The 26,395-nt window shown below is 37.6% G+C and carries 30 protein-coding genes and 1 tRNA gene; 22 read left to right on the top strand and 9 right to left on the bottom strand.

The genetic code is table 11. From position 1 onward, the window contains the following. Position 1 precedes the first annotated feature (1 nt). Positions 2-77: transfer RNA gene (locus ACK1JC_RS14495), tRNA-Gly, on the bottom strand. 226 nt (positions 78-303) lie between these two features. Here ACK1JC_RS14495 and ACK1JC_RS14490 point away from each other — a divergent pair. From ACK1JC_RS14490 to ACK1JC_RS14470, 5 genes are all read left to right on the top strand, one after another. Next, a complete protein-coding gene (locus ACK1JC_RS14490; RefSeq protein ID WP_409512579.1) occupies positions 304-612 on the top strand; it encodes a BolA family protein in 309 nt (102 codons plus the stop codon). Between the two features lie 8 nt (positions 613-620). Further along, a complete protein-coding gene (locus tag ACK1JC_RS14485) occupies positions 621-1,013 on the top strand; it encodes a SirB2 family protein (protein WP_409512578.1) in 393 nt (130 codons plus the stop codon). Between the two features lie 92 nt (positions 1,014-1,105). Further along, positions 1,106-1,942, top strand: a complete 837-nt coding sequence (locus ACK1JC_RS14480; protein WP_409512577.1) for a ParA family protein — start codon at positions 1,106-1,108, stop codon at positions 1,940-1,942. Between the two features lie 13 nt (positions 1,943-1,955). Continuing rightward, a complete protein-coding gene (locus tag ACK1JC_RS14475; RefSeq protein ID WP_409512576.1) occupies positions 1,956-2,351 on the top strand; it encodes a hypothetical protein in 396 nt (131 codons plus the stop codon). A 204-nt stretch (positions 2,352-2,555) separates the two neighbouring features. Then, positions 2,556-3,152, top strand: coding sequence for a LysE family translocator (locus ACK1JC_RS14470; protein ID WP_409512575.1), 597 nt, complete (start codon positions 2,556-2,558; stop codon positions 3,150-3,152). Positions 3,153-3,168: 16 nt separating this feature from the next. Here the strand turns inward: ACK1JC_RS14470 and ACK1JC_RS14465 are convergent, their stop codons facing one another. Continuing rightward, a complete protein-coding gene (locus ACK1JC_RS14465) occupies positions 3,169-3,807 on the bottom strand; it encodes a DedA family protein (protein WP_409512574.1) in 639 nt (212 codons plus the stop codon). A 190-nt stretch (positions 3,808-3,997) separates the two neighbouring features. Here ACK1JC_RS14465 and ACK1JC_RS14460 point away from each other — a divergent pair, with 190 nt between their 5' ends. The 4 genes from ACK1JC_RS14460 to ACK1JC_RS14445 all read left to right on the top strand — a co-directional run bounded on the left by ACK1JC_RS14460 (position 3,998) and on the right by ACK1JC_RS14445 (position 9,115). Continuing rightward, positions 3,998-4,414: a DoxX family protein gene (locus ACK1JC_RS14460; protein ID WP_409512573.1), complete on the top strand. Its 417-nt coding sequence runs from the start codon at positions 3,998-4,000 to the stop codon at positions 4,412-4,414. A gap of 166 nt (positions 4,415-4,580) precedes the next feature. After that, positions 4,581-6,149, top strand: a complete 1,569-nt coding sequence (guaA, locus tag ACK1JC_RS14455) for a glutamine-hydrolyzing GMP synthase (protein WP_409512572.1) — start codon at positions 4,581-4,583, stop codon at positions 6,147-6,149. 96 nt (positions 6,150-6,245) lie between these two features. Next, positions 6,246-7,991: an McrB family protein gene (locus ACK1JC_RS14450; protein ID WP_409512571.1), complete on the top strand. Its 1,746-nt coding sequence runs from the start codon at positions 6,246-6,248 to the stop codon at positions 7,989-7,991. Positions 7,992-8,005: 14 nt separating this feature from the next. Next, positions 8,006-9,115, top strand: a complete 1,110-nt coding sequence (locus ACK1JC_RS14445; protein WP_409512570.1) for a 5-methylcytosine restriction system specificity protein McrC — start codon at positions 8,006-8,008, stop codon at positions 9,113-9,115. Here ACK1JC_RS14445 and ACK1JC_RS14440 read toward each other — a convergent pair. Beyond that, entirely contained in the window at positions 9,054-10,067 is a 1,014-nt protein-coding gene (locus tag ACK1JC_RS14440) for a DNA cytosine methyltransferase (RefSeq protein ID WP_409512569.1), read from the bottom strand. The genes ACK1JC_RS14445 and ACK1JC_RS14440 overlap by 62 nt on opposite strands. 365 nt (positions 10,068-10,432) lie before the next feature. Between ACK1JC_RS14440 and ACK1JC_RS14435 the strand changes: the two genes are divergently transcribed. From ACK1JC_RS14435 to ACK1JC_RS14420, 4 genes are all read left to right on the top strand, one after another. Continuing rightward, positions 10,433-11,383 (top strand): pirin family protein, encoded by a 951-nt coding sequence (locus ACK1JC_RS14435; protein WP_409512568.1) that lies wholly within the window; start codon positions 10,433-10,435, stop codon positions 11,381-11,383. A 114-nt stretch (positions 11,384-11,497) separates the two neighbouring features. Next, complete coding sequence (locus ACK1JC_RS14430; RefSeq protein WP_409512567.1) at positions 11,498-11,896, top strand: OsmC family protein; 399 nt, start codon at positions 11,498-11,500, stop codon at positions 11,894-11,896. 113 nt (positions 11,897-12,009) lie between these two features. Continuing rightward, positions 12,010-12,651, top strand: a complete 642-nt coding sequence (locus ACK1JC_RS14425) for a glutathione S-transferase family protein (RefSeq protein WP_409512566.1) — start codon at positions 12,010-12,012, stop codon at positions 12,649-12,651. A gap of 6 nt (positions 12,652-12,657) precedes the next feature. Continuing rightward, complete coding sequence (locus ACK1JC_RS14420) at positions 12,658-13,269, top strand: alpha/beta fold hydrolase (RefSeq protein WP_409512565.1); 612 nt, start codon at positions 12,658-12,660, stop codon at positions 13,267-13,269. Between the two features lie 60 nt (positions 13,270-13,329). Here the strand turns inward: ACK1JC_RS14420 and ACK1JC_RS14415 are convergent, their stop codons facing one another. Beyond that, positions 13,330-13,932 (bottom strand): SPOR domain-containing protein, encoded by a 603-nt coding sequence (locus tag ACK1JC_RS14415; RefSeq protein WP_409512564.1) that lies wholly within the window; start codon positions 13,930-13,932, stop codon positions 13,330-13,332. Positions 13,933-14,039: 107 nt separating this feature from the next. Beyond that, complete coding sequence (argS, locus tag ACK1JC_RS14410; RefSeq protein WP_409512563.1) at positions 14,040-15,839, bottom strand: arginine--tRNA ligase; 1,800 nt, start codon at positions 15,837-15,839, stop codon at positions 14,040-14,042. A gap of 179 nt (positions 15,840-16,018) precedes the next feature. On the opposite strand from argS, the gene ACK1JC_RS14405 reads away from it, so the two are divergent. The 3 genes from ACK1JC_RS14405 to ACK1JC_RS14395 all read left to right on the top strand — a co-directional run bounded on the left by ACK1JC_RS14405 (position 16,019) and on the right by ACK1JC_RS14395 (position 18,722). Further along, positions 16,019-16,288 carry a DUF2798 domain-containing protein gene (locus ACK1JC_RS14405; protein ID WP_409512562.1) on the top strand — a complete coding sequence of 90 codons (270 nt, stop codon included), beginning with the start codon at positions 16,019-16,021 and terminating at the stop codon, positions 16,286-16,288. A gap of 213 nt (positions 16,289-16,501) precedes the next feature. Beyond that, a complete protein-coding gene (locus ACK1JC_RS14400) occupies positions 16,502-18,199 on the top strand; it encodes an NAD-dependent malic enzyme (RefSeq protein ID WP_409512561.1) in 1,698 nt (565 codons plus the stop codon). A 130-nt stretch (positions 18,200-18,329) separates the two neighbouring features. Then, positions 18,330-18,722, top strand: a complete 393-nt coding sequence (locus ACK1JC_RS14395; protein WP_409512560.1) for a hypothetical protein — start codon at positions 18,330-18,332, stop codon at positions 18,720-18,722. A 78-nt stretch (positions 18,723-18,800) separates the two neighbouring features. Here the strand turns inward: ACK1JC_RS14395 and ACK1JC_RS14390 are convergent, their stop codons facing one another. Then, on the bottom strand, positions 18,801-19,724 hold the full coding sequence (locus ACK1JC_RS14390) for a Dyp-type peroxidase (RefSeq protein ID WP_409512559.1): 924 nt from the start codon (positions 19,722-19,724) through the stop codon (positions 18,801-18,803). Positions 19,725-19,887: 163 nt separating this feature from the next. Here ACK1JC_RS14390 and ACK1JC_RS14385 point away from each other — a divergent pair, with 163 nt between their 5' ends. After that, a complete protein-coding gene (locus ACK1JC_RS14385; RefSeq protein WP_409512558.1) occupies positions 19,888-20,508 on the top strand; it encodes a LysE family transporter in 621 nt (206 codons plus the stop codon). A gap of 438 nt (positions 20,509-20,946) precedes the next feature. Here the strand turns inward: ACK1JC_RS14385 and znuB are convergent, their stop codons facing one another. The 3 genes from znuB to ACK1JC_RS14370 are packed head-to-tail and all read right to left on the bottom strand — an operon-like array spanning position 20,947 to position 23,009. Further along, positions 20,947-21,747, bottom strand: a complete 801-nt coding sequence (gene znuB / locus ACK1JC_RS14380; RefSeq protein ID WP_409512557.1) for a zinc ABC transporter permease subunit ZnuB — start codon at positions 21,745-21,747, stop codon at positions 20,947-20,949. Positions 21,748-21,750: 3 nt separating this feature from the next. Beyond that, complete coding sequence (gene znuC / locus ACK1JC_RS14375; RefSeq protein ID WP_409512556.1) at positions 21,751-22,530, bottom strand: zinc ABC transporter ATP-binding protein ZnuC; 780 nt, start codon at positions 22,528-22,530, stop codon at positions 21,751-21,753. Further along, entirely contained in the window at positions 22,512-23,009 is a 498-nt protein-coding gene (locus tag ACK1JC_RS14370; RefSeq protein WP_409512555.1) for a transcriptional repressor, read from the bottom strand. The genes znuC and ACK1JC_RS14370 overlap by 19 nt, the downstream gene beginning before the upstream one ends. Before the next feature lie 138 nt (positions 23,010-23,147). Here ACK1JC_RS14370 and ACK1JC_RS14365 point away from each other — a divergent pair, with 138 nt between their 5' ends. The 5 genes from ACK1JC_RS14365 (at position 23,148) to ACK1JC_RS14345 (ending at position 26,385) form a co-directional block, all read left to right on the top strand. Beyond that, entirely contained in the window at positions 23,148-23,990 is an 843-nt protein-coding gene (locus ACK1JC_RS14365) for a metal ABC transporter solute-binding protein, Zn/Mn family (protein WP_409512554.1), read from the top strand. 170 nt (positions 23,991-24,160) lie between these two features. Continuing rightward, positions 24,161-24,553, top strand: coding sequence for an ATP synthase subunit I (locus ACK1JC_RS14360; RefSeq protein WP_409512553.1), 393 nt, complete (start codon positions 24,161-24,163; stop codon positions 24,551-24,553). A gap of 112 nt (positions 24,554-24,665) precedes the next feature. Then, on the top strand, positions 24,666-25,541 hold the full coding sequence (gene atpB, locus ACK1JC_RS14355) for a F0F1 ATP synthase subunit A (protein WP_409512552.1): 876 nt from the start codon (positions 24,666-24,668) through the stop codon (positions 25,539-25,541). Between the two features lie 80 nt (positions 25,542-25,621). After that, positions 25,622-25,876, top strand: a complete 255-nt coding sequence (gene atpE, locus ACK1JC_RS14350; protein ID WP_107008918.1) for a F0F1 ATP synthase subunit C — start codon at positions 25,622-25,624, stop codon at positions 25,874-25,876. Positions 25,877-25,914: 38 nt separating this feature from the next. Continuing rightward, positions 25,915-26,385, top strand: coding sequence for a F0F1 ATP synthase subunit B (locus ACK1JC_RS14345; protein WP_409512551.1), 471 nt, complete (start codon positions 25,915-25,917; stop codon positions 26,383-26,385). The last annotated feature ends 10 nt before the right edge of the window (positions 26,386-26,395 follow it).

Genomic DNA, 26,395 nt, shown 5'->3' with positions numbered 1-26,395 from the left:
TTGGAGCGGGAAAAGAGACTCGAACTCTCGACCCCAACCTTGGCAAGGTTATGCTCTACCAACTGAGCTATTCCCGCATGCCGTGTATAATACAGTATGAAACAAGAGGGTCAACATTTTTTTATAGCTGAATACACTATTTGCATAAAATAAAACCAAATTTGCTTAGAAAAAAGTAATTTATGCTGAAAAATGCTTCAGATTCAGTTTTTAATCGATTGTATTTTACCAATTGTAGATTTTGAGCAGATTGAAATAAAGGCTATACTTTATTTCAATCGTTCATTTCAGTAAGGAAATTCTATGAGCCTAGAACAACAACTGATTACTCAGTTAAATGCGCTACAGCCTGCACATTTACAGGTGATCAATGAATCATCGGGTCATGGTGGATATTTCCCCGGAAAAGAATCACATTTTAAAGTTATTATTGTAAGTGATATTTTTCAAGGCTTACGCTTAGTACAGCGCCATCAAAAAATTTATGCAGCAGCAACAGGGTTACTCGAAGCAGGTAAAATTCATGCTTTGGCAATTCATGCTTACGTACCTGAAGAATGGCAAGGTGAAGCACCTGCAAGTCCAGAATGTGCACACGCACCTAAAGCTTGAGAATAAATATGGATTTACATTTACTCGTTAAAATTATTCATATGACAAGTGTGAGTGTTGCAATCATTGTCTTTTTAGCGCGAGCTTTGACACTCTTTAGAGGTATTCAAAATGATCAGCCCAATCCGAAAGGGTGGGTAGCTTATGTGGCTGTGCAACATTTGTCTTATACCTTGATCGTTTTGACGGGTGTAATTCTTCTATTTATGAATAATTTTCAGGTTCAACCTTGGTTCTACGCCAAAATTGTTTTGTTCCTTGTCCTGATTTCATCATTGATTAAAACATGGCGTAAAGATGACACAATTTTATTGGCACAGCGCCGAGCAGGTCTTTTTGTCAGTGCTGTGGCATTGATTGCTATTATTTCATTGGTCATCATTAAACCTGTGTTTAATTAGACTTTTTAAAGATTGTCTGACATAAAAATCAGTACAGGTTAGGCAATCAATTAAACTTCATATTGATAAAATATTAAAATTTTGAGGGAACTATGCTGACACGTGTTGTATTTAACCAAAAAGGTGGTGTGGGGAAATCAAGTATTACGGTGAATCTTGCGGCAATGAGTGCGCATCAAGGTTTAAAGACTTTGGTGATTGACCTCGATCCACAAGCTAATTCAAGTCAGTATTTGTTGGGTGATGATGCAACTTATTCAGCAGATAAAACTGCGCTTGAGCCAAATATTGAAAATTTTTTTGATGATGTATTGGGGAATAATCAACAAAAAGGGTTGCTTGGAAATGCAATTGGCTCATTATTAAAATCTAAAAATAAAGGTTTTGATCAATATATTCATCGTTCGCCTTTTAAAAAATTGGATGTTTTACCTGCCAGCCCAACTTTGGGTGCGCTTGAACATGCATTGGTCAGTAAACATAAAATTTATAAATTACGTGATGCCATTGAAACCTTAAAAGGTCAATATGACCGTATTTTTATTGATACACCACCTGCATTTAACTTTTTTACACTCTCGGCACTCATTACCGCAGATCGTGTACTGATTCCATTTGACTGCGATGTATTTTCAAAACGTGCTTTGCAAACATTAATTGAGAATGTGATTGAAACACAAGATGATCATAATGATCGTCTAGAAATTGAAGGTATTGTGGTTAATCAATATCAAGCACAAGCAAAATTGCCACGTGAAGTCGTTCAACAGTTGAAAGATGAAGGCTTGCCTGTATTAAATACTATGTTGCCACCGTCTGTCTTAATGAAAGAATCCCATCATAAAAATCTGCCGTTGATTTATTTGGCTACAGATCATAAATTGACGCAGGCCTATCAATTATTGTTCAATGAAATTGAAAATAAATAAGCGTGGAAATGCAATGAAAACCATCAACTGGAGTCTATTGGCTCTTTCAGCGGTATTGATGACAGGTTGTGCGACAACGGTTAAACCGACTTATGTTTCTCCTACCCAATATCAAGCGATGAATTGTGCACAATTGGCACAGGAATTCGATCGTATTCAGCAATATATTAACAATGGTGTACAGCCACCGAAAAGTAAAGGTATGGGTGTTGGTCTTGGTTTAGGTGGTGGTTGGGGAAGTCATGGTGGTTGGGGCTTTGGTCCATCTATTTCAGTGAATATGGGGCAGTCTAGCAATACCAAAAAAACCGAATTGGGTCGTTTGTATGGTGAGCAAGATGCACTATCGCAAGCTGCTCAATTTAAAAACTGTCCTTATATTCCCAAACGCCAAGAAGTGAAAAAATAATTGATAGGCAGACTTTTAGTGAATGATTAAGAGTCTGCTTAATAATGGAAATGTTTCAAAATTTATTGATTAAAAATCAGTATATTAAAATAATAATTTTATATTTGAGGAGAGTATAACCCATTTTAAATTGGGTATTTTCCTTGTTTTTTTTACCGTATTTCGTTTAAGGTGTGCCTCGCTTTAAATATTTTTGCACGCTTTATGATCGAAAGTTGGTTTTTTGTTGTCGCGTTATTTGCCGTTCTACTGATTCCAGGACCAGTAAATGCTTTACTTGCCAGTTCCGCATATCATCAAGGTATTGCTAAAACCATTCATTTAATTCCGGCTGAAATTTTGGGTTATTTGTATGGCATAGCCATGTGGGCATTGTTGATTCACTTGAGTATGCCAGTGTGGCCAAATTTGATGCATTGGCTACATTTTATGAGTGCAATTTACGTGATGTGGCTAGCATTCCATTTATGGAAATCATCACAGTTAAAAAAACAAAGTCAGCTCAATTTATTGTTCAAGCCAAGTAAAGTTTTTATTCATACCCTTAAAAATCCAAAAGTTATTTTATTGACGGTTGGTGTACTTCCTGTGGAAACATGGGATTCTTTGGGGAGTTACGTCTTTATTATGGGGATTGTTTGTTTAAGTCTTTTGCCTTGCGCATTGTTCTGGATGTATTTTGGACGAGCATTATTGGCAGGAAAATTAAAGCGAATAAGCACCGACCAAATATATAAAGGGTCGGCGTTGTTATTGATGATTTGTATGTTGCCTGTGGTGTATCGTATTTTTATGGCTTAAGTAAACTTAAAGGATTTTAAGCTTCTTTTTTAGCAAAAAATTTATGACGAATATAGCCAATAATGCCCGGTAAAATGCTCAAGAAAATAATACCAAAAATCAAATGAGTAAAATTATCTTTAACAATTGGCATATTGCCAAATAAATAACCCAAAGTAATAAAAGAACCGACCCAACAAATGGCACCAATAACATTAAAGGTGAGGAAAAATTTATAATTCATGCTGCCTGCACCAGCGACAAAAGGTGCAAAGGTACGAGCAAAAGGAATAAAGCGAGCAAATATAATGGTTTTACCACCGTGGCGTTCAAAAAACTCAGATGTTTTAATTAAATGTTGCTTGTTAATCCATCGAGATTCGATTTCAAACACACGCGGACCAATATATTTACCAATGTGATAGTTTAGCGTGTCACCTAAAACAGCGGCGATAAACAATAAAATGATTAAAACGACAGGATCCATTGCACCTGTAGAGGCTGCTAATGCACCCGCAGCAAATAATAGGCTATCGCCAGGTAAAAATGGCATCACCACTAAACCTGTTTCCACAAAAATAATCAAAAATAAAATGCCGTAGATCCATACGCCATAATTTTTAATAAATTCAAAAAGGTGTTCGTCTACGTGTAAGATAAAATCAATTAAATCCATGGGACTAAAACTATGTGAAATTGTGCACAAAGCCTAGCAGTATGAGCAGGGAAAGTCAGTATGAAAAACTAAATAAATTCCGCTGATATCGTTGCATATTTAATACGATGGATACTAATTTCATATATTTATTCATTTTCTAATCAGATTAAAATAGCTTCAATTCTTAAATAATGAAAAGAGTTTTACCATGTTTAATCCCAATGTTGTTGTTAAAAATATAGTCAATCAACCGACTGCTCAAGCCGTCTTGGCATTACTTGCACGTATTCTTATGGCGTACATTTTTATTGTTGCTGGCTACGGCAAGCTTACAGCATATAGTGCAACTGTTGGGTATATGGAAGCGATGGGTGTTCCAGGTGCAATGTTACCATTGACTATTTTTGTTGAGCTAGGCGGTGGTTTGGCATTACTTTTCGGTTTTCAAGCGCGTTTTGCCGCATTGGGTTTAGGTATTTTTAGTATTATCACGGCATTTTTATTTCATGGTGGTGCAGATGATGCCACTAACTTTATGAAAAATATAGCAATGGCAGGTGGTTTGTTTTACTTGATGCTGTATGGTGCGGGTAAGTTCAGTATTGATCATGCAATTGAGAAATAATTTGTAAAATAAGTCAGTAAATAAAAGCGCAATTTTGTGCTTTTATTTATTTGAAATAAATCATCTTTTTCTTACAAAATACAAGAGTGATGAATACAGTGCGTCTTGCACTGAAAAATGCTAGAATATGGCGCTTAAATCCATTTGCCTGCATAGTTGTATAGCCATGACGACCAATACTCAAATTACTGAAGATCGTATCCTGATTTTGGATTTCGGTTCTCAATATAGCCAGCTGATTGCACGCCGTGTTCGTGAAGCGGGTGTATATTCAGAAATGTACGCATTCGATATGTCAGAAGATGACATTCGTGCATTTAACCCAAACGGGATTATCCTTTCAGGTGGTCCAGAAAGTGTTTATGAAGCTGGTAGTCCACGTGCTCCTGAAGTTGTGTTCAACTTAGGCGTACCTGTATTGGGTATTTGCTATGGTTTGCAAACCATGTCAGAACAACTTGGTGGTAAAGTAGAACCAGGTGATGTTCATGAATTTGGTTATGCCGAAGTCGACATTCAAGTGCGTGATAAACTGATTGGCGATCTTGAAGATGGTAAAGACCAATTAAAAGTGTGGATGAGCCATGGTGACAAAGTCACTGCAATTCCAGCAGGTTTCCAAGTAACTGCAAGTACGCCAAGCTGCCCATTTGCAATGGTTTCTGATGAAGAACGTCGTTTCTATGGTATTCAGTTCCACCCTGAAGTGACTCACACTGCAAAAGGTGAGCAAATTATTTCTAACTTCGTTCACAGCATTTGTGGATGTCGTAACCTTTGGAACTCTGAAAACATCATTGATTTACGTGTTGAGCAATTACGTCAACAAATTGGTGATCAAAAAGTTCTTTTAGGTCTTTCAGGTGGCGTAGATTCATCTGTTGTTGCTGCGCTTTTACACCGTGCAATTGGCGATCAATTGACATGTGTATTTGTAGATAATGGTTTACTTCGTTTGAACGAAGGCGAGCAAGTGATGGATATGTTTGCGAAGAACATGGGTATCCGTGTGATTCGTGCCGATGCTGAAAACCGTTTCTTAACTGCGCTTAAAGGTGAAGTTGATCCTGAAGCGAAACGTAAAATCATTGGTCGTGAATTCATCAATGTATTTGCTGAAGAAGCACGTAAGCTTGATGGTGTAAACTTCCTTGCACAAGGGACAATTTACCCTGACGTGATTGAATCTGCTGCAACCAAAAATGGTAAAGCACATGTGATTAAGTCGCACCATAACGTGGGTGGTTTACCAGAAGATTTAGCATTTGAATTGGTTGAGCCAATTCGTGACTTGTTTAAAGATGAAGTTCGCCGTTTAGGGACAACTTTAGGTCTTCCTTTCGAAATGCTTTATCGTCATCCATTCCCAGGTCCAGGTTTGGGTGTGCGTATTTTGGGTGAAGTGAAAAAAGAATATGCTGATATTTTACGTTTAGCCGATGACATTTTTATGCAAGAACTTCGTGCAAGCGGTTGGTATGACAAAACTGCACAAGCATTTGCTGTATTCCAACCTGTTAAATCAGTTGGTGTTGTAGGTGATGGTCGTCGTTATGCATGGGTCATTGCACTTCGTGCTGTTGAAACTGTTGACTTTATGACAGCTCGTTTTGCTCATCTTCCATACGACTTAGTAGACAAGATTTCTACTCGTATCATGAATGAAATTGCTGATGTTTCACGTGTTGTTTATGACGTGTCTTCTAAGCCACCAGCTACAATTGAATGGGAGTAATTTCCGTAGGAAATTATTTAAATGAAAAGAGCGCCGAGGCGCTCTTTTTTGTGTCTATAATATTGAAATAGAGAAAATAATTTTTACAGGGTATTTATGTCTTTTTTTTCAATTCGTACAAATGATCAGGATTCAATTAAAAAAATTTTAAGTAATGAAAAGAATATAGTCATTCCTGGAATAACTTGGTTATTTGATAAAGTTGGAATTGATGATCTAGTTTTTGTTGTATTAAGTGGGGATGAGGGTAAAAAAGAATTTCCTTACTCAAATGGTTTGAAAGCAATTGCTAGAATTGTAGATAAGATTGTTAATGAATATAAAGATGAAGCTAAAACGAAGATAAAGTCTTATTCTATTCATTTAGATATTATTAGTTTTTTGCCAAAAGTTATTACTAAAAAAGACTTTTATTTATATCCTGATTTGTTGGATTGTCCAAGTATTGGTCCTGAAACAAAAAGTTCACCGAACCAAGCATTAGGACAAGTTGAAGGAGGTATATGTGTTTTACAAGCAATTAATGATTTATATCCAAATGAATTACCACAAGAATTATTGGATTTAATTCCAAATGATTTAGCCCTAAATAAGGTTAAATTAAAAGATATTAAAAAAAGTTTAGAGAAAGTGCCTCAAATATTAGATCGAGAAGTGTTAGTTGGTGAGTTTGTAAAATGGTTTAATCAACCAAAGAACTTTAAAAACTCTTATGGTGGGCTGTTTCAAAAAAAAGTTATTTTAAGTTGGGATAAAATTTTTTTTGATAATAAACTTTTTGAATTTGATTTAAATAACATTCAATTATCCATTGAAAATATTAAGAAATTAAAGAAAAATTATGATGATACTAGTATTGAGTGGATTTCTTTTAGTGGTGGTGTGAGTCGAGGGGCACCTAAAGCTGTCTTAGGGGATAACAATTATTTAAAGTTTTTAGATGAGTTTGATTTCAGCCAATTCATACAATATGAAAAATATGAGTTAAAGCACGTAATTGAAAAAGGATGTTTCATAGACGAAAATGTTTTATCTAACTATCTTCTACAGTTAAAGCAGAAGAAAAATATTATTTTACAAGGTCCGCCTGGAACAGGAAAAACATGGTTAGCACAGCAACTAGCTAAAGTTATAGTTCAGTATCCTAATCAGCAAAATATTCAAAATGTTCAATTTCACCCTAATTATTCTTATGAAGACTTAATTCGGGGGTGGCGACCACGTTCAGATGGCAAGCTGGAATTGGTTGATGGACCCTTTTTAGCAATGATTGATTTAGCAAAACAGTACCCAGATCAAAATTTTGTTTTTATTTTTGATGAAATTAACCGAGGGGACCCGTCTGTGATCTTTGGTGAGATGTTAACTTTACTGGAAAACAGTAAGCGTAGTGAGCAACATGCACTTAGTCTGACTTATCGTAAGCATGAACTGGAAAAGGTTCACATTCCAGACAATCTTTATATCATTGGTACGATGAATACAGCAGATAAGTCACTTAATCATATGGATTTTGCATTTAGACGTCGCTTCGGCTTCTTTAATTTGAAACCAATGCTAAATGAGGCTTGGTCGAGTTGGTTGAGTGACAAATTGGATGTCGAGTTAATAGTGATTGAAAAAATTCGCAGTTTTGTAGGTGATTTGAATCAACAGATTGAAAAGAAGAATGGCGTTGCTTATATGTTAGGCCACAGCTTTTTTGTCCCCATTGAAAAAGTTGGAGATACAGCAGAACAACTTCTGTGGATGCAGAATGTGGTGGAAAATGAGATTAAACCGTTATTGGCAGAATATTGGTATGACGATATAGAAAAAGTACAAAGTATAAGTTTTGAATAATTAGGGGAGTTGCTATGCCAAATATTCCTATTCAAAATTTATGGTTTTTAATGTTATATGCTTCTAAATACTTACATCAAGATTTAACTGATCAATTTCAATTGGACCAGATGGAAGGTTTGGAAGCATTGATAGGAAAAGTATTTTCTCAGCATTTGTCAGATTATATACATCAACATTTAAGAAAACAGTTAAAGGCTAAATCAAAAGAGCTTGCTGTAGTAAAAGGAAAAATTGATTTTTATCAAACAGAAATCCGTCAGTCGTTGGCGAAGGGACGGGTCTATTGTTCATATAATGAAACAACGTACAATACAAATCGTCATGCTTATATGATGAGTGCCTTAGAGTTAATTTTGACATTTGATCTTTCGACAATAGTTCGTAAACAGTTAATGAAAGATCAATTTGAATTGAAAAGTTATGGTGTAATAGCAAATTCAAGATATCGCTTAGATAGAGATCATTTTTCCAGTTTTGAGCATGTGTGTAAACATGTTATCCATTTATCAAAATTGATACATGATATGAAATTATTATCTACAGAAACTGGTGATTCGATACAGCCAAAATTGATGTTAACAAATGAAAAAATAAGAAAAATTTTTGAAAAGGGAATTGCTGGATTCTTTAAATTAAATCTAGATAAAGGAAAATATAGGTTTATTTCTGAGCAAGGTTCTAAAGTTGATTTAGATTTAGACAATCCTTATGGAGGTGTTCATAAATGCTTTCCAAATATGTATCTTGATATGATGATTCAATCAAAAACGAAAGATTTTGGATTGATTATTGATACAAAATTTACAGATATACTCAAAAATGAAAGGAATGGTAAGCGACAAATTAGCAGTGAATATATTCGCCAAATTTATACGTATACAATGAGTTATAAAGTCGCGAATCCACGTAATCATTATGCAGGAATGTTACTTTACCCTATTATTGACGAAAATTTTGAAATGAGTATAAAAATGCTAGGTGTTCCCCTTTATTTTTATACGGTGGATTTAAGTCAAAAAATACCGGATATCCACCGACAATTAATTCAAATGATTGATACTATTTTTGAGGAACTAACACTTCCAAAATCTTTTCTCCAATCCGTTGAATTAAAGGCATAGTGACAGAGTTACCTGCTTGCATATACAAAGCACTATTTGCCATTTTTTCAGGAAAAACCATTTTGTCTACAGGGTAGCCTTGAAAAGCAAAACACTCTTTCGGGGTAAGTTTACGGATCCCAAAATCATCAATCAATAACGGCACATTATGACCACCTGCACCCATATTTGCTGTTAAGGTTGGGCAAACATTACTCTTATTTTCACGTACATAAACACGACGCCACTGATATAAAGTATCACGAGAAGTCATACTTTCTTTCAATGTAGGGTAATACATGTGATCAGGTTTGTAATAATACTTCTGATCAACTTTTTCTGTTTCTAGAAAATCATGAATGGTTTTCGTCAGTGGAATTGCTTCAGGAAATTGAAACTCGGCATGATTAGGAACAAGTGCTTCATTAAACGCTACAATAAAAATACGTTCACGGTTTTGCGGTACATTGGCATGAGTCATACTATTTAAAACTTGAAAATAGACTGCATAACCAAGCTCTATTAACGTATTTTTAATGACTTCAAATGTATTGCCTTTATCGTGAGAAATTAAATTTTTTACATTTTCTAAAAAAATTACACGAGGTTGGTGTCTTTCTGCAATATCTACAATATCGAAAAATAATGTCCCACGTGTTTCATTAAAACCTTTTTGATTACCCGCAATAGAAAAGGCTTGGCAAGGAAAGCCACCACATAAAATATCAAATTTTTGAGGGATTTTTTCTTTAGTGTCATTTAATGTGATATCGCCATCTGGTTTTTCACCATAATTTTGAAAGTATGTCTCTTGAGCATTTTTATTCCATTCACTACTAAAAACACAGCTACCTTTTAAATTTTGCAAAGCCATTCTAAATCCACCTACGCCTGCAAAGAGGTCAATGAATTTAAATTGAGTATTAGCCTGTTCAGCAAATTGAACATTGACTAGCTGAGGCTGAGCTTGCATTAATGGTCTCACGATGTAAGGTAAAAATAAATTTTCTGATAGTAAGCTATATTAAAGTAATTTGCAGCATTTGATGTTAGGTTTTACGAATATTGTTAAAAATAATGGATGGGTTCTGTTTTTGATTAGCTTTTTTAGGACGATTTTTTTAAAAAGCAAAGTTAAACCAAAGAAACCCTGCAAATCAAAACTGGACACAGTTCAAAACGATTTACAATAAAAACAAAACTGTTATTGTCCTATAAACGGGTTTCATCGTATTAACATACGAGTAGGACAATGCAGGCTGAACCGCTAAGATGAAGTGAAATAGGATGTTGCTCGCCTCAACATCCTGAGCTCGTGAACAACTTTAGGATAATAATATGACCAATACCCATGACACTGAAATTTCCCATTCGGATGACTGTGAAAAGTACGTGAATAAATTTATTCAAGACTTTCAAATTCGTTCTGCGGAAATTGGCAAAGGCACAGTCATTAAACGTGCACTACCAAGCCGTGAAAAACGCATGATTGGCGCATGGTGCTTTCTAGACCATGCGGGTCCAGTTCATTTTAAACAAGGTGAAGGGCTTGATGTTGGACCACATCCGCATATTGGTTTGCAAACCTTTACATGGATGATTGAAGGCACGATGTTGCATAGCGACAGTCTTGGAACAGTAGATCAGCTGATTCGTCCAAAACAAGTCAACTTAATGACGGCAGGTCATGGTATTTCGCATACCGAAGTTGCACCTGCAACTGAAACTAAAATGCATGCTGCACAGCTTTGGATTGCATTACCAGATGCCAAAATTGATATGGCACCGCAGTTTGATCACTATCCAGAATTGCCTGTAGTAGAAAAAGATGGCGTTGAATTTACCATTCTTGTCGGTGAGTTTTTAAATACGACATCACCTGTAAAAGTACATACAGAACTTTTAGGTGTGGACTTAACGGCGAAGGAGAAAACAAAAACACGTTTAAGTTTAAATCCGAAATTTGAATATGCATTTATGGCATTGGAAGGTACAGCAGTGGTGAATGGTCATGAACTTGACCAAGATAATCTTGTTGTTCTTGAGCCAGGTTTGACTGAACTTGATATTGAAATTCATGAAGGCGGTCGCATCTTATTGCTCGGTGGTGAACCATTTGAATCACCAATTTTACTGTGGTGGAACTTTGTGGGTCGTACCCAAGAAGAATTACGTATTGCCCGTGAACAATGGATCAATAAAGATCCTCGTTTTGGCAGTATTCCAAGTTATATTGGTGAAAGCTTAAAAGCACCAGTATTCCCAGATAGTATGCGCCCATCAAAATAACTCGGTTATGTATTAATAATTTATATTTCAATAAATTATGTTTTAAAAGTTAGTGGCTTTATTTGGAATTTAAAGCCACTAATTTTGAATAATTAAAAATAAAGGATAATGATCATGGGTACGATTGCCACTGCAAAAGTAAAAAGCTTGCCTGAACCATGGGCAGGTGAAATCATCAGTCATAAACATCAATTTATTACCGATAAACCTGAATCGTTTGGTGGTCAAGACAAAGGTCCTGCACCGTATGACTTTATTTGTTCAGGTCTAATTTCATGCACCATGATCACCTTGCGTATGTATGCAGAACATAAAGGTTTTGATTTGGGCGAGTTTACGGTAGAAGCAGATTTTAAAGCCAACATAGAAGGCAAGGAATGGATTGAACGCCGTTTGTCTTTTGTCAGTCCTTTGGATGAAGAGCTGAGTGCAAAAATCCTGGCGGTTTGTCAAAAAACGCCTGTCACCAAGACTTTATTGCGTAGTGTTGAAATCAATACATCTATTGTTTAAGCAATTGATTAATGAATAAATTTAAAAAATATAGATGCTATTTTGTAAAAAACAGGGTGTCATTTTTTAATCTCTTTAGGTTATATTGAAAGAAACCTAAAGAGATCACAATAATGATTACACTACATCATCTAGAACAGTCACGCTCACTCCGTATTATTTGGGCGTTGGAAGAGTTGGGTGTGGAATATCAAATTAAGCACTACAAACGTTTACCCACTTTTGCTGCACCGCCTGAGTTAAAAGCTATTCATCCTCTAGGTAAATCACCTGTATTGACCGATGGTGATCTGACGATTGCTGAATCTGCCGTAATCCTTGAATATTTACAGGCGACCTACGACAAAGACAATAAATTTAAACCTCAAAATCCTAAAGATTTAATGCAATACAATTATTGGATGCATTATGCAGAGGGTTCACTCATGCCTTATTTGGTCATGACGCTAGTGATGACCAATATGTCAAAGCATGTTCCTTTTATTATTCGACCTATTGCAAAGAAAATTTCAGATGGAGTGAAAGGTGGTTTTATCAATCCACGATTAAAAGAACATACAGCTTTTCTCGAAGATTATTTTTCCAAAAATGAATATGCAGCAGGGCAATTTTCCTTTGCAGATATTCAACTGAGTTTCCCTGTGGTTGCGATGCAAGAGCGAATTAAAGGAAATAAGCCACAAATTGTTGCCTATGCTGAAAGAATACAGCAACGTCCAGCCTTTCAAAAAGCCAAAGCCAAAAGTGGTTTTTAGATCTAAATGAATATGATTTTTTTACCGGGTGCATCGGGTAATACTGAATTTTGGCAACCGCTAATGGATTTATTACCTGAACAAGATGGCAAAACCGTTATTGCTTATCCGAGTTTTGGTGGTTATGGCGATCATGCCAATGTAAATAATTTTTTAGATTTACAGCGCTATGTCCTAGATCGAATATCACAGCCTTCGATCATTGTTGCACAGTCAATGGGTGGCATATTTGCTGTTCAAGCTGCTTTGCAAAAGCCTGACCTTGTTGATGCTTTAGTTTTAGTTGCGACATCGGGCGGAGTTGATTTAAGTACTTTTAATGTTGCTGATTGGCGAAAGGACTATCAACAGACATTTGATGTACCTGATTGGTTTGTACAGCCTCAGGTTTATTTGGATAATTTGCTGTATAAAATTGAATGTCCTGTATTGTTGATTTGGGGAGATGCCGATCCCATTAGTCCTGTCGCGATTGGACAGTACTTACATGGAAAAATCATTTTGTCTGAACTTCATGTAATTCAACAAGGGCAACATGATTTGGCACAGCTACATGCTGATCAAGTAGCATTTTTACTTCAGGCATTTATTGAAAAAATTATGTCAATCGAAGAATAAAGTGCAATAAAAAAAGATGCCTCGGCATCTTTTTTTATTTAAGGTCTGTATTAAGCAAGATTAGCGTTTCACCACAATCGAGTCGATACCGCTATGTTGCAAAGTTTGTTGTGCCATCACCGCTGCATTTTCAGAAGCATATGGTCCTGAAATCACACGATACCAAACCTTATTTCCTTCAGAACTTTGTACAACATCGGCTGAAAGACCATTCAAAATAATTTCAGCACGGCGAGCATCGGCAGCATCAGGATCATCATAGCTTTTCACCTGTAAAATAAATTCAGGTTGTTGGACTACAGGCGCTTGCTCATTCGCATCTACACTCGTATTGACCTCTTCAGTTTTGGCTGGAGCTTCAATAATTAAAGGTTGTTGCTGTGTTTTAGTTTCAGGCACAGCTTGTTCAGGAATAGGCGTGACTTGTTGCTGCGGAAGTAGGTCATAAAAACGGTAGTCTTTATTAGTATCTTCCTGATAATGCGGTGACGTCACTGTATTGTTGCGTGGTTGTACAGGTGCCCAAGGTTTCCACAGGAGCAATGCCACTGCAAAACTTAACACGATTAAAATGACCACGAGCATGCCTAACCATTTTGGTATGAGTGGCTTTTTCGGTTTATTCGGTCTTTCTGATACACCGCGTTGCGTTTTTCCAAACACGAGGAACCTCTAATTATTTTTAAACATCGGGTTTAAGCATAATTTTGCTTTAGCCCGATGTAAAGTAACGATTTATTGTATTACTGATGTATCAAAGAGTACTTTGCTTACATGCTTTCAGGAGCAGATACGCCAAGCAATGTTAAACCATTTCGAAGCACTTGCTGTACATTTGATGATAACAGTAAACGTGCTTGTGATAATGTAACATTTTGATCATCAATGAATTTGATACCATCTTGCGCATACCAACCATGGAACAAGGCAGCCAATTCTTTCAGGTAATTACCAATTTGATGTGGTTCATAACTATTGGCAGCACGAACTAAAACTTCAGGATAAGCAGCAAGCTTCGCTAAAATTTCAGTTTCAGTGTCTAAAGTTAATAAGTTTGCGTGTTCACGAGCAGTAGCAACATTTAGCTCAAGATTTGAAGCTTGTGCTTTTTGCAAAATACGTTGAATACGTGCATGCGCATATTGAATGTAATACACGGCATTGTCTTTGCTTTGTGACACAGCAAGGTCTAAGTCAAAGTCAATGTGTTGTTCAGATTTACGCATTACATAGTAAAAACGTGCGGCATCAATACCCACTTCTTTGCGTAAATCACGTAAAGTCACAAATTGACCTGAACGAGATGACATTTGCACCATCACGCCACTGCGCCACAAGCTCACAAACTGAACTAACAATACCGTTAATTTTTTAGAGTCATAACCCATCGCATCAATTGCTGCTTTTACACGAGCAATATAACCGTGGTGATCTGAACCCCAAATATCAATGATATCGGTATAGCCACGTTGTAATTTATTTAAATGGTATGCAATGTCAGAGGCAAAATAAGTGGTTTGACCATTACGACGTTTCACTACACGGTCTTTTTCATCACCAAATTCAGTCGATTTAAACCAAATGTTGCCATCTTTTTCATATAGGAAGCCACGTTGATCAAGCGTTTGTAATGCTTCATCAATTTTTTCAGTCAAAGATGCTTCACTGAACCATTTGTCAAAAGTTACGCCAAATTCACCAAGGTCATCTTTAATGTCATCTAAAATTGCATGTAAAGCTGCTTGATGGAAAACGCGGTAACCTGCATTTAAATGGTTTTGAGTATTGTGGATTAAACCATCAATATGCTTTTCTTTGTCGCCTGAAAGGACAACTTTATTCCCTTCAGCATCAAGCTCAGCGGCATATTGAACATCTTCAGGTACATCTTTATAAATGTCAGCCACAGGACGGACATATGCATCGCCATCTTTATCAATAATGCTTTTTGCGATTTCTTTAACGTAATCACCTTGATAAGCATTTTTCGGGAAAACGAGTTCCTGACCTGTCAATTCTAGGTAGCGTAAATAAGTTGAAGTTGCAAGAATGTCCATTTGACGACCTGCGTCATTGACATAGTACTCACGGTCAACGGTTGCACCAGTTGCTTCAAGTAAGTTGGCAACCGTCATACCGTATGCTGCACCACGACCATGTCCTACGTGTAGGCTTGAAGTCGGATTTGCAGATACAAATTCAACTTGAATGCGTTTTGCTGCATTGACAGTTGTTTGACCAAACTGATCTTTCTGTACTTGAATTTGGTCAAGTACAGCAAAGCGTTGATCTGCATTTAAAAAGAAATTGATAAAACCTGGACCTGCAATTTCTGCTTTAGAAATATCAGCAACTTCAGGCAAATTTGCGAGAATTTTATCAGCCAAATCACGAGGTTTCATACCCGCAGCTTTAGATGCAATCATCGCAATGTTGGATGCAAAGTCACCATGACTTCGATCTTTAGTTCGCGTCAGGATACTCGTGTTGTTCCAATCAGATGGAAGCGTCCCTTCAGCTTTTAGGGACTGTACTGCATGATCAAGAGCTGCTTGTATGGCCGTATTCATAATCTATCGAGAAATAAATGTCGCAGAAAAACGCTAAATATAGCAAATTTCGAGGTCTTTAGGTGAATGCATTTTACAGAATAAAACTTATCCGATAGATAAATGTGATGGTTAAAGCATATTCGTTGTTGATCTTATACAATACGGTACAAAATGATCTAATTTAGCTAGAGCGTGATATGTCTGAAAATCGTCCAATGATTGTGGGGAATATTCCAAAACTTCCCGCAAAATATGCCATGTGGATTATGCCTTTATTCTTATCATGTTTGATGAGTGGTATGGTGTCACTCATCAATCTAATCTTGAATGTTGGGTTAAGTGGACATTTTTTTAAGAAATGGCTGTCGGCATGGTTGATCTCATGGGTTGTGGCTTATCCTGTGGTTCTTATAGTTTTGCCTTTGGTGCGAAAATTGACAGGTATACTTGTAGATATGCGTGATTAGAAGCATTGTGTTTTAAAAAATAAAATAACCGAGTGTAAAATGTACAATTTTAAAAATATGATGGATTTATCATTCTGTAAAATATATGGCATATCATTATCACGTATCTAAATACCCATTTGCTTCAAAATAGGCTTAAGCTTGTCAGAAATTAAAGTTGTATTGGATTAAATCCTAAACGTATAGAGACGTTTTAGGTCGATGAGAATGGAAATGACCACTGAAAATTTAAATAGATATCCGCTGTATATTCACTATGCAGGCAATGCTTTGCTTGAACTCCCTTTACTCAATAAAGGCTCAGCTTTTACTGAAAATGAGCGCACTTCTTTTAACTTACATGGTTTGATTCCGCATGTTATTGAAAGTATTGAAGAGCAAAGTCAGCGTTCATATCAGCAATATTGCTCATTTAATGAAGCGATCAATAAGCATATTTATTTGCGTAATATTCAAGACACCAATGAAACATTGTTTTATCACCTCATTGAAAATCATCTCAGTGAAATGATGCCCATTATTTACACGCCAACGGTGGGTGAGGCTTGTCAGCGTTTCTCAGATATTTATCGCCGTCATCGTGGTGTCTTTATTTCTTATCCTGACCGTAAACACATTGATGAGATTATTCATAACGTCAATCGTAAAAACGTCAAAGTGATTGTAATCACTGACGGTGAGCGTATTTTAGGTTTGGGAGATCAAGGTATTGGTGGTATGGGTATCCCGATTGGGAAACTATCACTTTATACTGCCTGTGGTGGTATTAGCCCTGCATATACACTACCAATCACACTTGATGTGGGTACAAATAATCCACATTTGCTGAATGATCCAATTTATATGGGTTGGTCTCAGCCTCGTATTAGTGGTGATGAATATTATGCATTTGTTGATGAGGTCATTCAGGCTGTCAAACGCCGTTGGCCAAAAGCTTTAATTCAGTTTGAAGATTTTGCACAGAAAAATGCGATGCCTTTATTGCAAAAATATCGTGATAAAATTTGTTGTTTTAATGATGATATTCAAGGTACAGCAGCCGTTTCTGTTGGTACGTTGATTGCAGCAAGTCGAGCAGCAGGCAAGCAACTCAAAGATCAAGTGATTGCCTTTTTGGGTGCTGGGTCGGCAGGTTGTGGTATTGCAGAGCAGATTATTGCGCAAATGGTGGCAGAAGGTTTAACCGATGCACAGGCACGCTCACAAGTGTATATGGTTGATCGCTTTGGTTTACTCACTGAAAATCAGCCAAATTTACTCGATTTCCAAAGTCGTCTTGTGCAGAAACTCAGTGTAGTTGATGGTTGGGCAAGTGCAGATAATATTATTTCATTGCTTGATGTAGTGAAAAATGCCAAACCAACTGTGTTAATTGGCGTGTCGGGTCAGCCAGGTTTGTTTACTGAAGAAATTATTAAGACCATGGCTGCGCATTGTGTAAATCTAATCGTTTTACCGTTATCTAATCCAACTTCACAAGTCGAAGCTGTACCTGCAGATATTATTCAATGGACGGAAGGTCGTGCGCTCATTGCAACAGGTAGTCCATTCTTGCCTGTAACTTATCAGGGTCAAACCTACAATATTTCACAGTGTAATAATTCATATATTTTCCCAGGTATTGGCTTGGGCGTAGTCGCAGTAGGTGCGACTCGTGTAACCGATAGAATGTTGATGGTTTCAAGTACTGCATTGGCAGATTGTTCGCCAAAATTGACTGATCCATCTGCGGACTTATTACCAGATTTAAATGAGTTACAAGCTGTTTCTCGTATTATTGCCTTGAAAGTTGCAAAAGCGGCAATTGAAGATGGTGTTGCTCCGCAAATCAGCGATGAGCAAATTCAGGAAAGTATTGAACAGAATTTCTGGAAACCTGAATATCGTAGTTATCGTCGTGTGCCGTTCTAAAGCAGGATCAGGTATCTTTTCAATGTTCATTTGAATGTTGTTTTAAAAGCAGTATCGGCAGGTACTGCTTTTTTATTTTGAATTTTAAACATACTATAAAAATGATTTGAAAATAAGGGGGGGAAGGTTAATGTTAAAAACAGTCAGTATCGTGTTAATGGTGGCAATGGGTTTGGTGGCTTGTGATGGGTCTGAGCAAAAACAATCAAATGAACAAAAAGTGAATGTTAGCGAAACAGCATCTCGAACTGAACAGCCAAAGCCAATCGGTACTTCTAAAACCTTGTGCGATACAGTGAATGTTGAGCAATGGTCAGGTTTTGATGAGGCAGAAGAAGACCCAAAGTGCCAAGTGATTCAGGCTTATCAGTTATCATCGTATCATTGTGATATTTCAAAAAATGCTTTTGGCTTTGAGCAGGATGCAGCATTCATCGAAAGTGGTGAGCATCGTATTTTTGCATATTCAAATGATGAAATTTGCCGTAAAGCCTTGGATGTTCGTAATTCAAATGCGCCTTGATCAAGAGCATTGATATATGTGAAAAATAAAAAACTCCCTGTGACGATAGTGTGACAGGGAGAAATATTATAAATTTTTTTATTCTTCACCGAGAATTTCGGTCAGTAAATCTTCGCTTGGAGCAAAATAATAGGCACCATCAACGGCTGTAGTGAAGTGCAACAAACGATCATGGACTCCGTCACCTGTTGTACCAAACATATGTTTTAGCATGTCATCTATAATACTGAGATTTCTGGTATATGCGATAAAGAATAGTCCTTTATCACCTTGACCATCACCATAGGGTAAAGAATGGCGTAAAATTTCTTGCTCCTCACCTTTTTCATCTTCAATAACAACACGGGCAATGTGCGCATTTTCAGGTTTGACATCGTCGTCCATTTCAATGCTTTCAAGTTTAGAACGACCAATCACATGCTCTTGGGCATCTACTTTTAAACGTTTCCATTTGTCTAAAGCATGAACATAGCGTTGTGCAAAAACAAACGAACCATCTGCAAAAATACCTGCATCCTCACCTAAAAGTGTAGTTTCAGCACGATCATCATGGAATTGTGGGTTTTCAGTACCATCAATGAAACCTGTTAAATCACGTCCATCAAGATAACGGAAGCAAACACGTTCATCTAAAACGTCGACTTGATCTTGAATTCCTTCAAAAAAAGCTTGGCTGAGTGCAAAACATAAATCTACACGTGCAGAAGCAATATGAATGATGACATCGGCAGGTACGACGGGCATATTAAATGCACCATATACAGGGTCAAGTTGCTTGAAGCCTGTTGGTGTCTGTTCGTGAAGTTGTGCCCAAAGTGTGGGACCAAAAGCAACTGCTGTTTTTACTTCTGCGCTCGGGTGTTGTCCAATGAGGCGGTCACGTGTAGAAAATAGAGTATTCAGTTGTTGTTTAAGGTCTTCAATCGACAAATTTTTTAAATTTAAAACAATAAAGCGTGCATGGTTTGAAGGTAAGGGTAAAATGACAGATTGTGCGGTCATATAAAATGAGTCCTTGAATTTATGAGCAATATTTTTAATCTATTGTGCATGATATAGGAGAAGTTAGACAGTTTTTGTGGATGGTTTTTTAAATCAAATTCATCGAAAAATACGACAATAAAGGCATATAATTGCTTGTTTCGTATTCTCCTGAAAAATAATTATGTTGTTTCAAATTTGGCTTGCATATATGGCTGCATGTTGGGTGATTAGTGTATCACCCGGTGCGGGGGCAATTGCTTCAATGTCGAGTGGTTTAAATTATGGTTTCCGTCGTGGGTATTGGAATGTCATTGGGCTGCAAATCGCACTTTTGGTTCAGATTTGTATTGTGGCAGCCGGGGTAGGGGTTTTATTTGCGACAACACCATGGGCTTTTTTAGTGGTGAAATGGTTTGGGATCTTGTACTTATTGTATCTTGCTTACTTACAATGGACAGCACCAGCACAATCTATTGATATTCAATCGGAAAAAAAATTAAAGTCGATTCCTAAAATCATTTTGCATGGTTTTATTGTCAATATTAGTAATCCGAAGGCGATAGTTTTTCTATTGGCAGTTTTGCCCCAATTCTTAGATTTATCGAAACCACAGTGGATTCAGTATGTGATTATGGCTGTAACAATGGTTACGATTGATATGATTGTCATGGCGGGTTATACAGGTTTAGCGGCGAAAGTTTTACGCTTATTGAAATCGCAAAAACAGCAAAAAATTATGAATCGGACTTTTGCTGTGCTATTTAGTTGTGCGGCAGGTTTATTGAGTCTGGTACATCAGTAAACCTTATAGGTTTTTGAGTGTTGATTTGAGTGCTTTTATAATTAGTGTTGTCATTAAAATGTCGGCATACTTTGAATGTCAGGAAGATTAACAATTATAGATTTAACGGATGAAGCTGATCCTCTAAGTCCAAAATATAGGGTCTGCCTTTTATACTGGAACGTGTATTTTAGTTTGTTTAACATGACGTTAAACGTTGACCAAATCGCTGAACCTAAATATCTGTAAGCTTTTGAATATCAATATACCTTGTTCTTAAATTATAAATAAAACATGAAAATATTCTGATTTAAAAACAGGACATTAAAGGATCATTTTTTGTTTTATGGAAGAGACCTATTGGCTTTTTTGACGAGATTGAAATTTGGGAAAAATGCATGCTCGATTCGTATTTGATGAATCCAAGCATGTCGTCCTTCACTTCTAAGATTAATCGTTTTAAGCCATTTTTTTAAATTTTTGAATAATAAAAATAATGGCAAACAATAATGACATGGTTAAAACAATCGTTAAGCCTGTAGAAGTATCTAAGCCCGCACTTGACCATAAGCCGACAGTAATACCGAACTGAGCAATAATGAACGCACCAATCATCATTTGTTTAGGTGAATGTGAAAGTAAACGTGCGGCTAGGGCAGGAATGACTAATAATGCACCCATCAATAATGAACCGACTGCACGTAAAGCAAGTACCGTAAATAAAGCCAAGAGCATCATAAAAACAAGGCGTTGCCATTTGGCATTCACACCTTCACTGACCGCAATATCGGGATCAATTGCAATTTGAATCTGTGCTTGCCAATTTTTATATAAAATCGCGAGTGCAACAACAATAACTGTAGCAAACATAGGTAAATCAGACCACTCAATGGTGAGTAAGTCACCAAATAAATAGCTGAGCAATTCAGGACGTAAGGCAGGTAAATGTTGAATCAGCAGTAAACCTGAGCAAAGTAGCGTTGCTGAACAGAGAGCAAGTAATGCATCGTTGGGTAAACGAGGATCATGTAACACCCACAAAACGGCAACAAGTAAAACAGCCGTGAATGTTACGCCAATCCATAACGGTAGACTTAGAACTGCAGCCAGAGCCACACCGAGCAATGTGCCGTGTGCCATGGTATCTGCAAAAAAAGACATTCTACGCCATAACATTAAACAGCCGAGAGGGGCAGTTAAAAACACCAATAACGTGCCCATAATCCATGCAGGTAATAGCAGTTGTAACCATTCCATCATGGATTAAGCTTCCGGTTCTGGGTGAATGTGAGGACGAGGGTCATGCAGACAAGGTGTTGCGGTATCGCCATGTGCACAATGATTGTGATGATGTTGATAAAATGCCCGATTTGTACCAAAAAGTGCTTGGTACTCGGGATGTTGTTGAATACTATCAGGTAGACCACTACAACAAATATGCTTGTTCAAGCACACGACACGTTGCGTACCTTGCATGACCCATTGTAAGTCGTGGGAAACAATTAAAACAGAGCAATTGTAACGTTCAGGCAGACTACGTACATAATCATAAAGCTCAGCTTCAGATTGAATGTCTAAGCCTTGCATTGGCTCATCAAGTACTAGAATGTGAGGTTGGCGAAGTAACGCACGAGCCAATAAAACCCGTTGGCGCTCACCGCCTGACAGTTGCTGAACTTTCGATTCAAGTAGCTTTGCAATACCCGTATCTTGTACGATTTCAGCTTTAATCACAGAATCACATTTCTCAAGATTGAGTAAATCTTTTACTCGTAACGGCAAGCTATGAGATGGATTAAATTTTTGTGGCACATAAGCCAGCTTCAGTGATTTTTTATTTTGAATTTGACCTGAAGAGGGCTTGGTAATACCCAAAATTACTTTAATCAGCGTAGATTTACCTGCACCGTTTGGACCAATCAGCGTGACAATTTCATTTTCATGAATTGAAAAATCAACATTTTTTAAGATGTCACGTTCGTCAATGCGGACATTGATCTGATTCAACTGAACCAGAGGTGGCGTTAAGCCTTGTTCGAGCATTGCTGACAAATTCCAGAAATTTCAATAATACTGTGGTGTGCTTTAAATTGATCAGATGCTGCCAAATGATCTAACTCTTGAATCAATCCTTTTGCAGATGCCTCTTTTACAATATGACATTGGCTACAAATTAAAAATGCAGCCTGATGCCCTGCACGGGGGTGGCAACACGGAATATATGAATTAATGGAGGTTAGACGGTGGATCAGACCCTTTTCAAGTAAGAAGTCCAAAGTACGATAGACTGTCGGTGGGGCAGCAGGGCGGTCAGATGTACCTTTGAGTTTAGCAAGTAAATCATAAGCGCCGACAGGACCTGATGCATTTAAAATGAGCTCGAGTACTTCTTTACGTAATGGAGTAAGACGAGCGCCTGTTGCTGTACACAAGGTTTCTGCTTCATCTAGGCGAGCTTCAATATTATGATGATCATGAACGCCGTGCAAAGTATCATGATGTTCGTGTGAACATAAGCTCATAACAGACCCTCTGGATTTCTTTTAAATGAAGAGACAATCGAATATCTTAACATGAAGCCATAACTTCTTACGAATGGCATAGGTATTTTTTCATATTTGTTATATTATAACATGAAAATATTTTGGTAATTTCTCGTCATGAAACGCGTGTTGGCTTTTCTGCTGTGTGCTGTTCTAAGTGGTATGGCATGGGCTCAATCTCCTTTGGTTATTTCTACTCATCCTATTTATTTGATTGCCAAGAAAATTACACAAGGTGTGGAAACACCAGAGTTGTTATTGGGAAATCAGTCAGGACATGATGTACAACTTACACCAGCACACCGTAAAGCCATTCAAGAAGCAGGCTTGGTGATTTGGTTGGGGCAAGCACATGAAGCTCCACTCGAAAAAGTGCTCGGTGAAAGTAATAAAGCGATTGCAATCCTCGATTCAGGCATCATTCAAGCATTGCCTTTACGTAGCACTCGTGGTGTGGCAATTAAAAATACCATTGATACTCATGTTTGGCTTGATCCAAACAATGCTGTTCGTATTGGTTTTTTTATTGCAGCATTACGTTCACAGCAATATCCTGAACATAAAGCAATGTATTGGAATAATGCCAAAAGTTTTGCCCGTGAAATGATTTTAGCATCACAGAAATTTACTACATCAGGTAATCCCAAACCGTATTGGGCATTTCATGATGCATACCAATATTTAGAGCGCCCATTAAACTTAAAGTTTGCAGGTGCTTTAACAGATGATCCGCATGTTGCTGCTACTGTTGCGCAGATTAAATATTTAAATGACACACGCCCAGTTACAAAAATGTGTCTGCTTGCAGAAGGTAGTGCAACCCCTGCGCAATACAGTAAATTAGGCAATATTGCTTTTCAGGCTGTAGATGAAACTTTAGCAAAATATCAAGATTTTGTGGTTGCATGGCAAAGTTTGGCAAAAGAAACACAAGCCTGTATATATAGTGCACGGAAATGATGCAAAAAATAAGCATCAATTGTACAGATCGAAAGCAATGTCGCGTTTAAAAAAACACGACTAAGATCGGGAAAAGATTGCATGTTCAGGGGTGTAACCCTATAATGCCTGCGATTAAAAACGATCATCAGCTAAACTTGTCAAGCATTTATGCTGTGAGTGAGTAAAAAATGAGCCGAGCCAATCGCATGATTGACCGACGATTAGCGAAAGCTTTGGTCCTTTTACAAGCACTAATGATTCCTGTTTCAGCCTTGATTGCTTGGGTAATCAAAGATACTACAGCCGCACTCAGTGCAGCTTTAGGGGCTTTGGTCTGTTGGCTTGCCTGCAGTTACTTTTCATGGCAATCATTTCGGGCTGCGGGAGCACGTGCATCCAAACAGGTTCTGATGAACATGTATCAGGGCATGATGGGCAAATTTGCAATAGTGATCGTTGGTTTCATTTTGATTTTAAGCAATGTTAAGCCGTTGTCAGCGGTTGCATTGTTTTGTGGTTTCATTCTTGTTCAGTGTATGTCGTGGTTTGCGCCTTTATTGGCTGCACGATTACAAAAATAGGCGTAGAAACAACAAAAAATGAAGTTTTTTTAGAACTTTAACGAGATATCAAGCAGCACGCGATGTTCGTTAAAGTTCTAATTTAGTATTTGACATTAACCAGGTGTGATTTATGGCTGCTGAAGAACATACCCTTACCTCGTCTGAGTATATTCAGCATCACTTGACCAACATGACTTATGGCAAAATGCCAGACGGTACGTGGAAGTTGGCTGAGACTGCTGCTGAAGCTAAAGATATGGGGTTCACTGCTATTCACTTGGATTCGATGGGTTGGTCAATCGGTCTTGGTCTGATTTTCTGTTTGTTATTTTGGATGGTAGCGAAAGCTGCAAATGCTGGTATCCCTGGCAAATTCCAATCTGCAATTGAGATGATTATCGAGTTTGTTGACTCAAGCGTTCGCGATACATTCCATGGCAAATCACGCTTAATTGCACCACTAGCATTAACCATTTTCGTGTGGATTTTCCTCATGAACTTAATGGACTTAATCCCAGTTGACTTTATCCCGTATACAGCTCAATTGATCGGTGCACACGTATTTGGTATGGATCCTCATCACGTTTACTTTAAAATTGTTCCAACTACTGACCCTAACGTAACTTTGGGTATGGCATTGTCAGTATTTGCATTAACTATTTTCTATAGTATTCGTGAAAAAGGACTTGTAGGCTTTGGTGCAGAATTTGCACTTAACCCATTTAACCCAAGTAACCCATTGCTAAAAGCTTTACTTATTCCTGTAAATATCTTACTTGAACTTGTAACTTTTATTGCACGTCCAATTTCATTGGCACTTCGACTGTTCGGTAACATGTATGCAGGTGAGTTAATCTTCATCTTGATCGCGTTACTACCTTTCTGGGTACAATGGGCGTTGTCTGTGCCTTGGGCGATCTTCCATATTCTTATTATCACGTTACAAGCATTCATTTTCATGATGCTGACTATCGTGTACATGAGTATGGCTACCGAAAAGCATTAATGAATATGGCTCAGCTGCACTAAGGCGGTTGAGCTACAGTTTTTTTGTTTGATTTAAACTCAACCTCTGAGGATTTTTTCATGGATTTAGTAGTTGGCTTATCTGCTGTTGCAGCTGCCCTTTTAATCGCGTTTGGCGCATTAGGTACTGCAATTGGTTTTGGTCTTTTAGGTGGTCGCTTCCTTGAAGCTGTGGCTCGTCAACCAGAACTTGCTCCACAACTTCAAACTCGTATGTTCTTAATCGCGGGTCTTCTTGATGCTGTGCCTATGATCGGTGTTGGTATTGGCTTGTTCATTATCTTCGCAAATCCGTTCATCGGCTTATTGGGTTAATTCGCTACATTCCGAAATCAACTATTTGAGGAATAGCAATGAATATCAACCTCACATTGATTGGCCAAGCGATTGCATTTGCGATGTTTGTCGCATTCTGCATGAAGTTTGTATGGCCACCACTAATCAGTGCGATTAGTGAGCGTCAGCGTAAAATCGCTGATGGCTTAAATGCTGCTGAAAAAGCGAAAGCTGACCTTGCGGATGCGCAAGCTCAAGTGAAAGCTGAAATTGATGCAGCGAAAGCACAAGCAGCTCAGTTGATCGAGCAAGCGAACCGTCGCGGTGCGCAATTGGTAGAAGAAGCGCGTACTCAAGCATCTGCTGAAGGTGAGCGTATTCGTCAACAAGCGAAAGATGTTGTTGATCAAGATATCAATGCTGCTCGTGAAGAATTACGTCAACAAGTTGCTGCTCTTGCAGTTGCCGGCGCAGAAAAAATTCTGAACCAGCAAGTTGACGCAGAAGCTCATAATGCCATGCTGAATCAGCTGGCAGCTAAACTTTAAGCGAGGCGAA

This window comes from Acinetobacter sp. TY2 (genome assembly GCF_046269225.1).
GTDB lineage: Bacteria > Pseudomonadota > Gammaproteobacteria > Pseudomonadales > Moraxellaceae > Acinetobacter.
Note: the sequence above shows the minus strand (reverse complement) of the source record. Positions and strands in the feature narration are given on the sequence as shown.

What these genes read in the sequence shown, in the direction of transcription:
- argS (WP_409512563.1), bottom strand. Translation starts at nt 15,839, where the DNA reads ATGAATACGGCCATACAAGCAGCTCTTGATCATGCAGTACAGTCCCTA.
- ACK1JC_RS14345 (WP_409512551.1), top strand. Translation starts at nt 25,915, where the DNA reads ATGAATATCAACCTCACATTGATTGGCCAAGCGATTGCATTTGCGATG.
- ACK1JC_RS14475 (WP_409512576.1), top strand. Translation starts at nt 1,956, where the DNA reads ATGAAAACCATCAACTGGAGTCTATTGGCTCTTTCAGCGGTATTGATG.
- ACK1JC_RS14370 (WP_409512555.1), bottom strand. Translation starts at nt 23,009, where the DNA reads ATGAGCTTATGTTCACACGAACATCATGATACTTTGCACGGCGTTCAT.
- znuC (WP_409512556.1), bottom strand. Translation starts at nt 22,530, where the DNA reads ATGCTCGAACAAGGCTTAACGCCACCTCTGGTTCAGTTGAATCAGATC.
- ACK1JC_RS14485 (WP_409512578.1), top strand. Translation starts at nt 621, where the DNA reads ATGGATTTACATTTACTCGTTAAAATTATTCATATGACAAGTGTGAGT.
- ACK1JC_RS14405 (WP_409512562.1), top strand. Translation starts at nt 16,019, where the DNA reads ATGTCTGAAAATCGTCCAATGATTGTGGGGAATATTCCAAAACTTCCC.
- atpB (WP_409512552.1), top strand. Translation starts at nt 24,666, where the DNA reads ATGGCTGCTGAAGAACATACCCTTACCTCGTCTGAGTATATTCAGCAT.
- ACK1JC_RS14395 (WP_409512560.1), top strand. Translation starts at nt 18,330, where the DNA reads ATGTTAAAAACAGTCAGTATCGTGTTAATGGTGGCAATGGGTTTGGTG.
- ACK1JC_RS14490 (WP_409512579.1), top strand. Translation starts at nt 304, where the DNA reads ATGAGCCTAGAACAACAACTGATTACTCAGTTAAATGCGCTACAGCCT.
- ACK1JC_RS14400 (WP_409512561.1), top strand. Translation starts at nt 16,502, where the DNA reads ATGACCACTGAAAATTTAAATAGATATCCGCTGTATATTCACTATGCA.
- znuB (WP_409512557.1), bottom strand. Translation starts at nt 21,747, where the DNA reads ATGATGGAATGGTTACAACTGCTATTACCTGCATGGATTATGGGCACG.
- ACK1JC_RS14365 (WP_409512554.1), top strand. Translation starts at nt 23,148, where the DNA reads ATGAAACGCGTGTTGGCTTTTCTGCTGTGTGCTGTTCTAAGTGGTATG.
- ACK1JC_RS14385 (WP_409512558.1), top strand. Translation starts at nt 19,888, where the DNA reads ATGTTGTTTCAAATTTGGCTTGCATATATGGCTGCATGTTGGGTGATT.
- ACK1JC_RS14430 (WP_409512567.1), top strand. Translation starts at nt 11,498, where the DNA reads ATGGGTACGATTGCCACTGCAAAAGTAAAAAGCTTGCCTGAACCATGG.
- ACK1JC_RS14390 (WP_409512559.1), bottom strand. Translation starts at nt 19,724, where the DNA reads ATGACCGCACAATCTGTCATTTTACCCTTACCTTCAAACCATGCACGC.
- ACK1JC_RS14480 (WP_409512577.1), top strand. Translation starts at nt 1,106, where the DNA reads ATGCTGACACGTGTTGTATTTAACCAAAAAGGTGGTGTGGGGAAATCA.
- ACK1JC_RS14450 (WP_409512571.1), top strand. Translation starts at nt 6,246, where the DNA reads ATGTCTTTTTTTTCAATTCGTACAAATGATCAGGATTCAATTAAAAAA.
- ACK1JC_RS14465 (WP_409512574.1), bottom strand. Translation starts at nt 3,807, where the DNA reads ATGGATTTAATTGATTTTATCTTACACGTAGACGAACACCTTTTTGAA.
- ACK1JC_RS14420 (WP_409512565.1), top strand. Translation starts at nt 12,658, where the DNA reads ATGAATATGATTTTTTTACCGGGTGCATCGGGTAATACTGAATTTTGG.
- ACK1JC_RS14425 (WP_409512566.1), top strand. Translation starts at nt 12,010, where the DNA reads ATGATTACACTACATCATCTAGAACAGTCACGCTCACTCCGTATTATT.
- ACK1JC_RS14435 (WP_409512568.1), top strand. Translation starts at nt 10,433, where the DNA reads ATGACCAATACCCATGACACTGAAATTTCCCATTCGGATGACTGTGAA.
- guaA (WP_409512572.1), top strand. Translation starts at nt 4,581, where the DNA reads ATGACGACCAATACTCAAATTACTGAAGATCGTATCCTGATTTTGGAT.
- ACK1JC_RS14460 (WP_409512573.1), top strand. Translation starts at nt 3,998, where the DNA reads ATGTTTAATCCCAATGTTGTTGTTAAAAATATAGTCAATCAACCGACT.
- ACK1JC_RS14440 (WP_409512569.1), bottom strand. Translation starts at nt 10,067, where the DNA reads ATGCAAGCTCAGCCTCAGCTAGTCAATGTTCAATTTGCTGAACAGGCT.
- ACK1JC_RS14445 (WP_409512570.1), top strand. Translation starts at nt 8,006, where the DNA reads ATGCCAAATATTCCTATTCAAAATTTATGGTTTTTAATGTTATATGCT.
- atpE (WP_107008918.1), top strand. Translation starts at nt 25,622, where the DNA reads ATGGATTTAGTAGTTGGCTTATCTGCTGTTGCAGCTGCCCTTTTAATC.
- ACK1JC_RS14360 (WP_409512553.1), top strand. Translation starts at nt 24,161, where the DNA reads ATGAGCCGAGCCAATCGCATGATTGACCGACGATTAGCGAAAGCTTTG.
- ACK1JC_RS14470 (WP_409512575.1), top strand. Translation starts at nt 2,556, where the DNA reads ATGATCGAAAGTTGGTTTTTTGTTGTCGCGTTATTTGCCGTTCTACTG.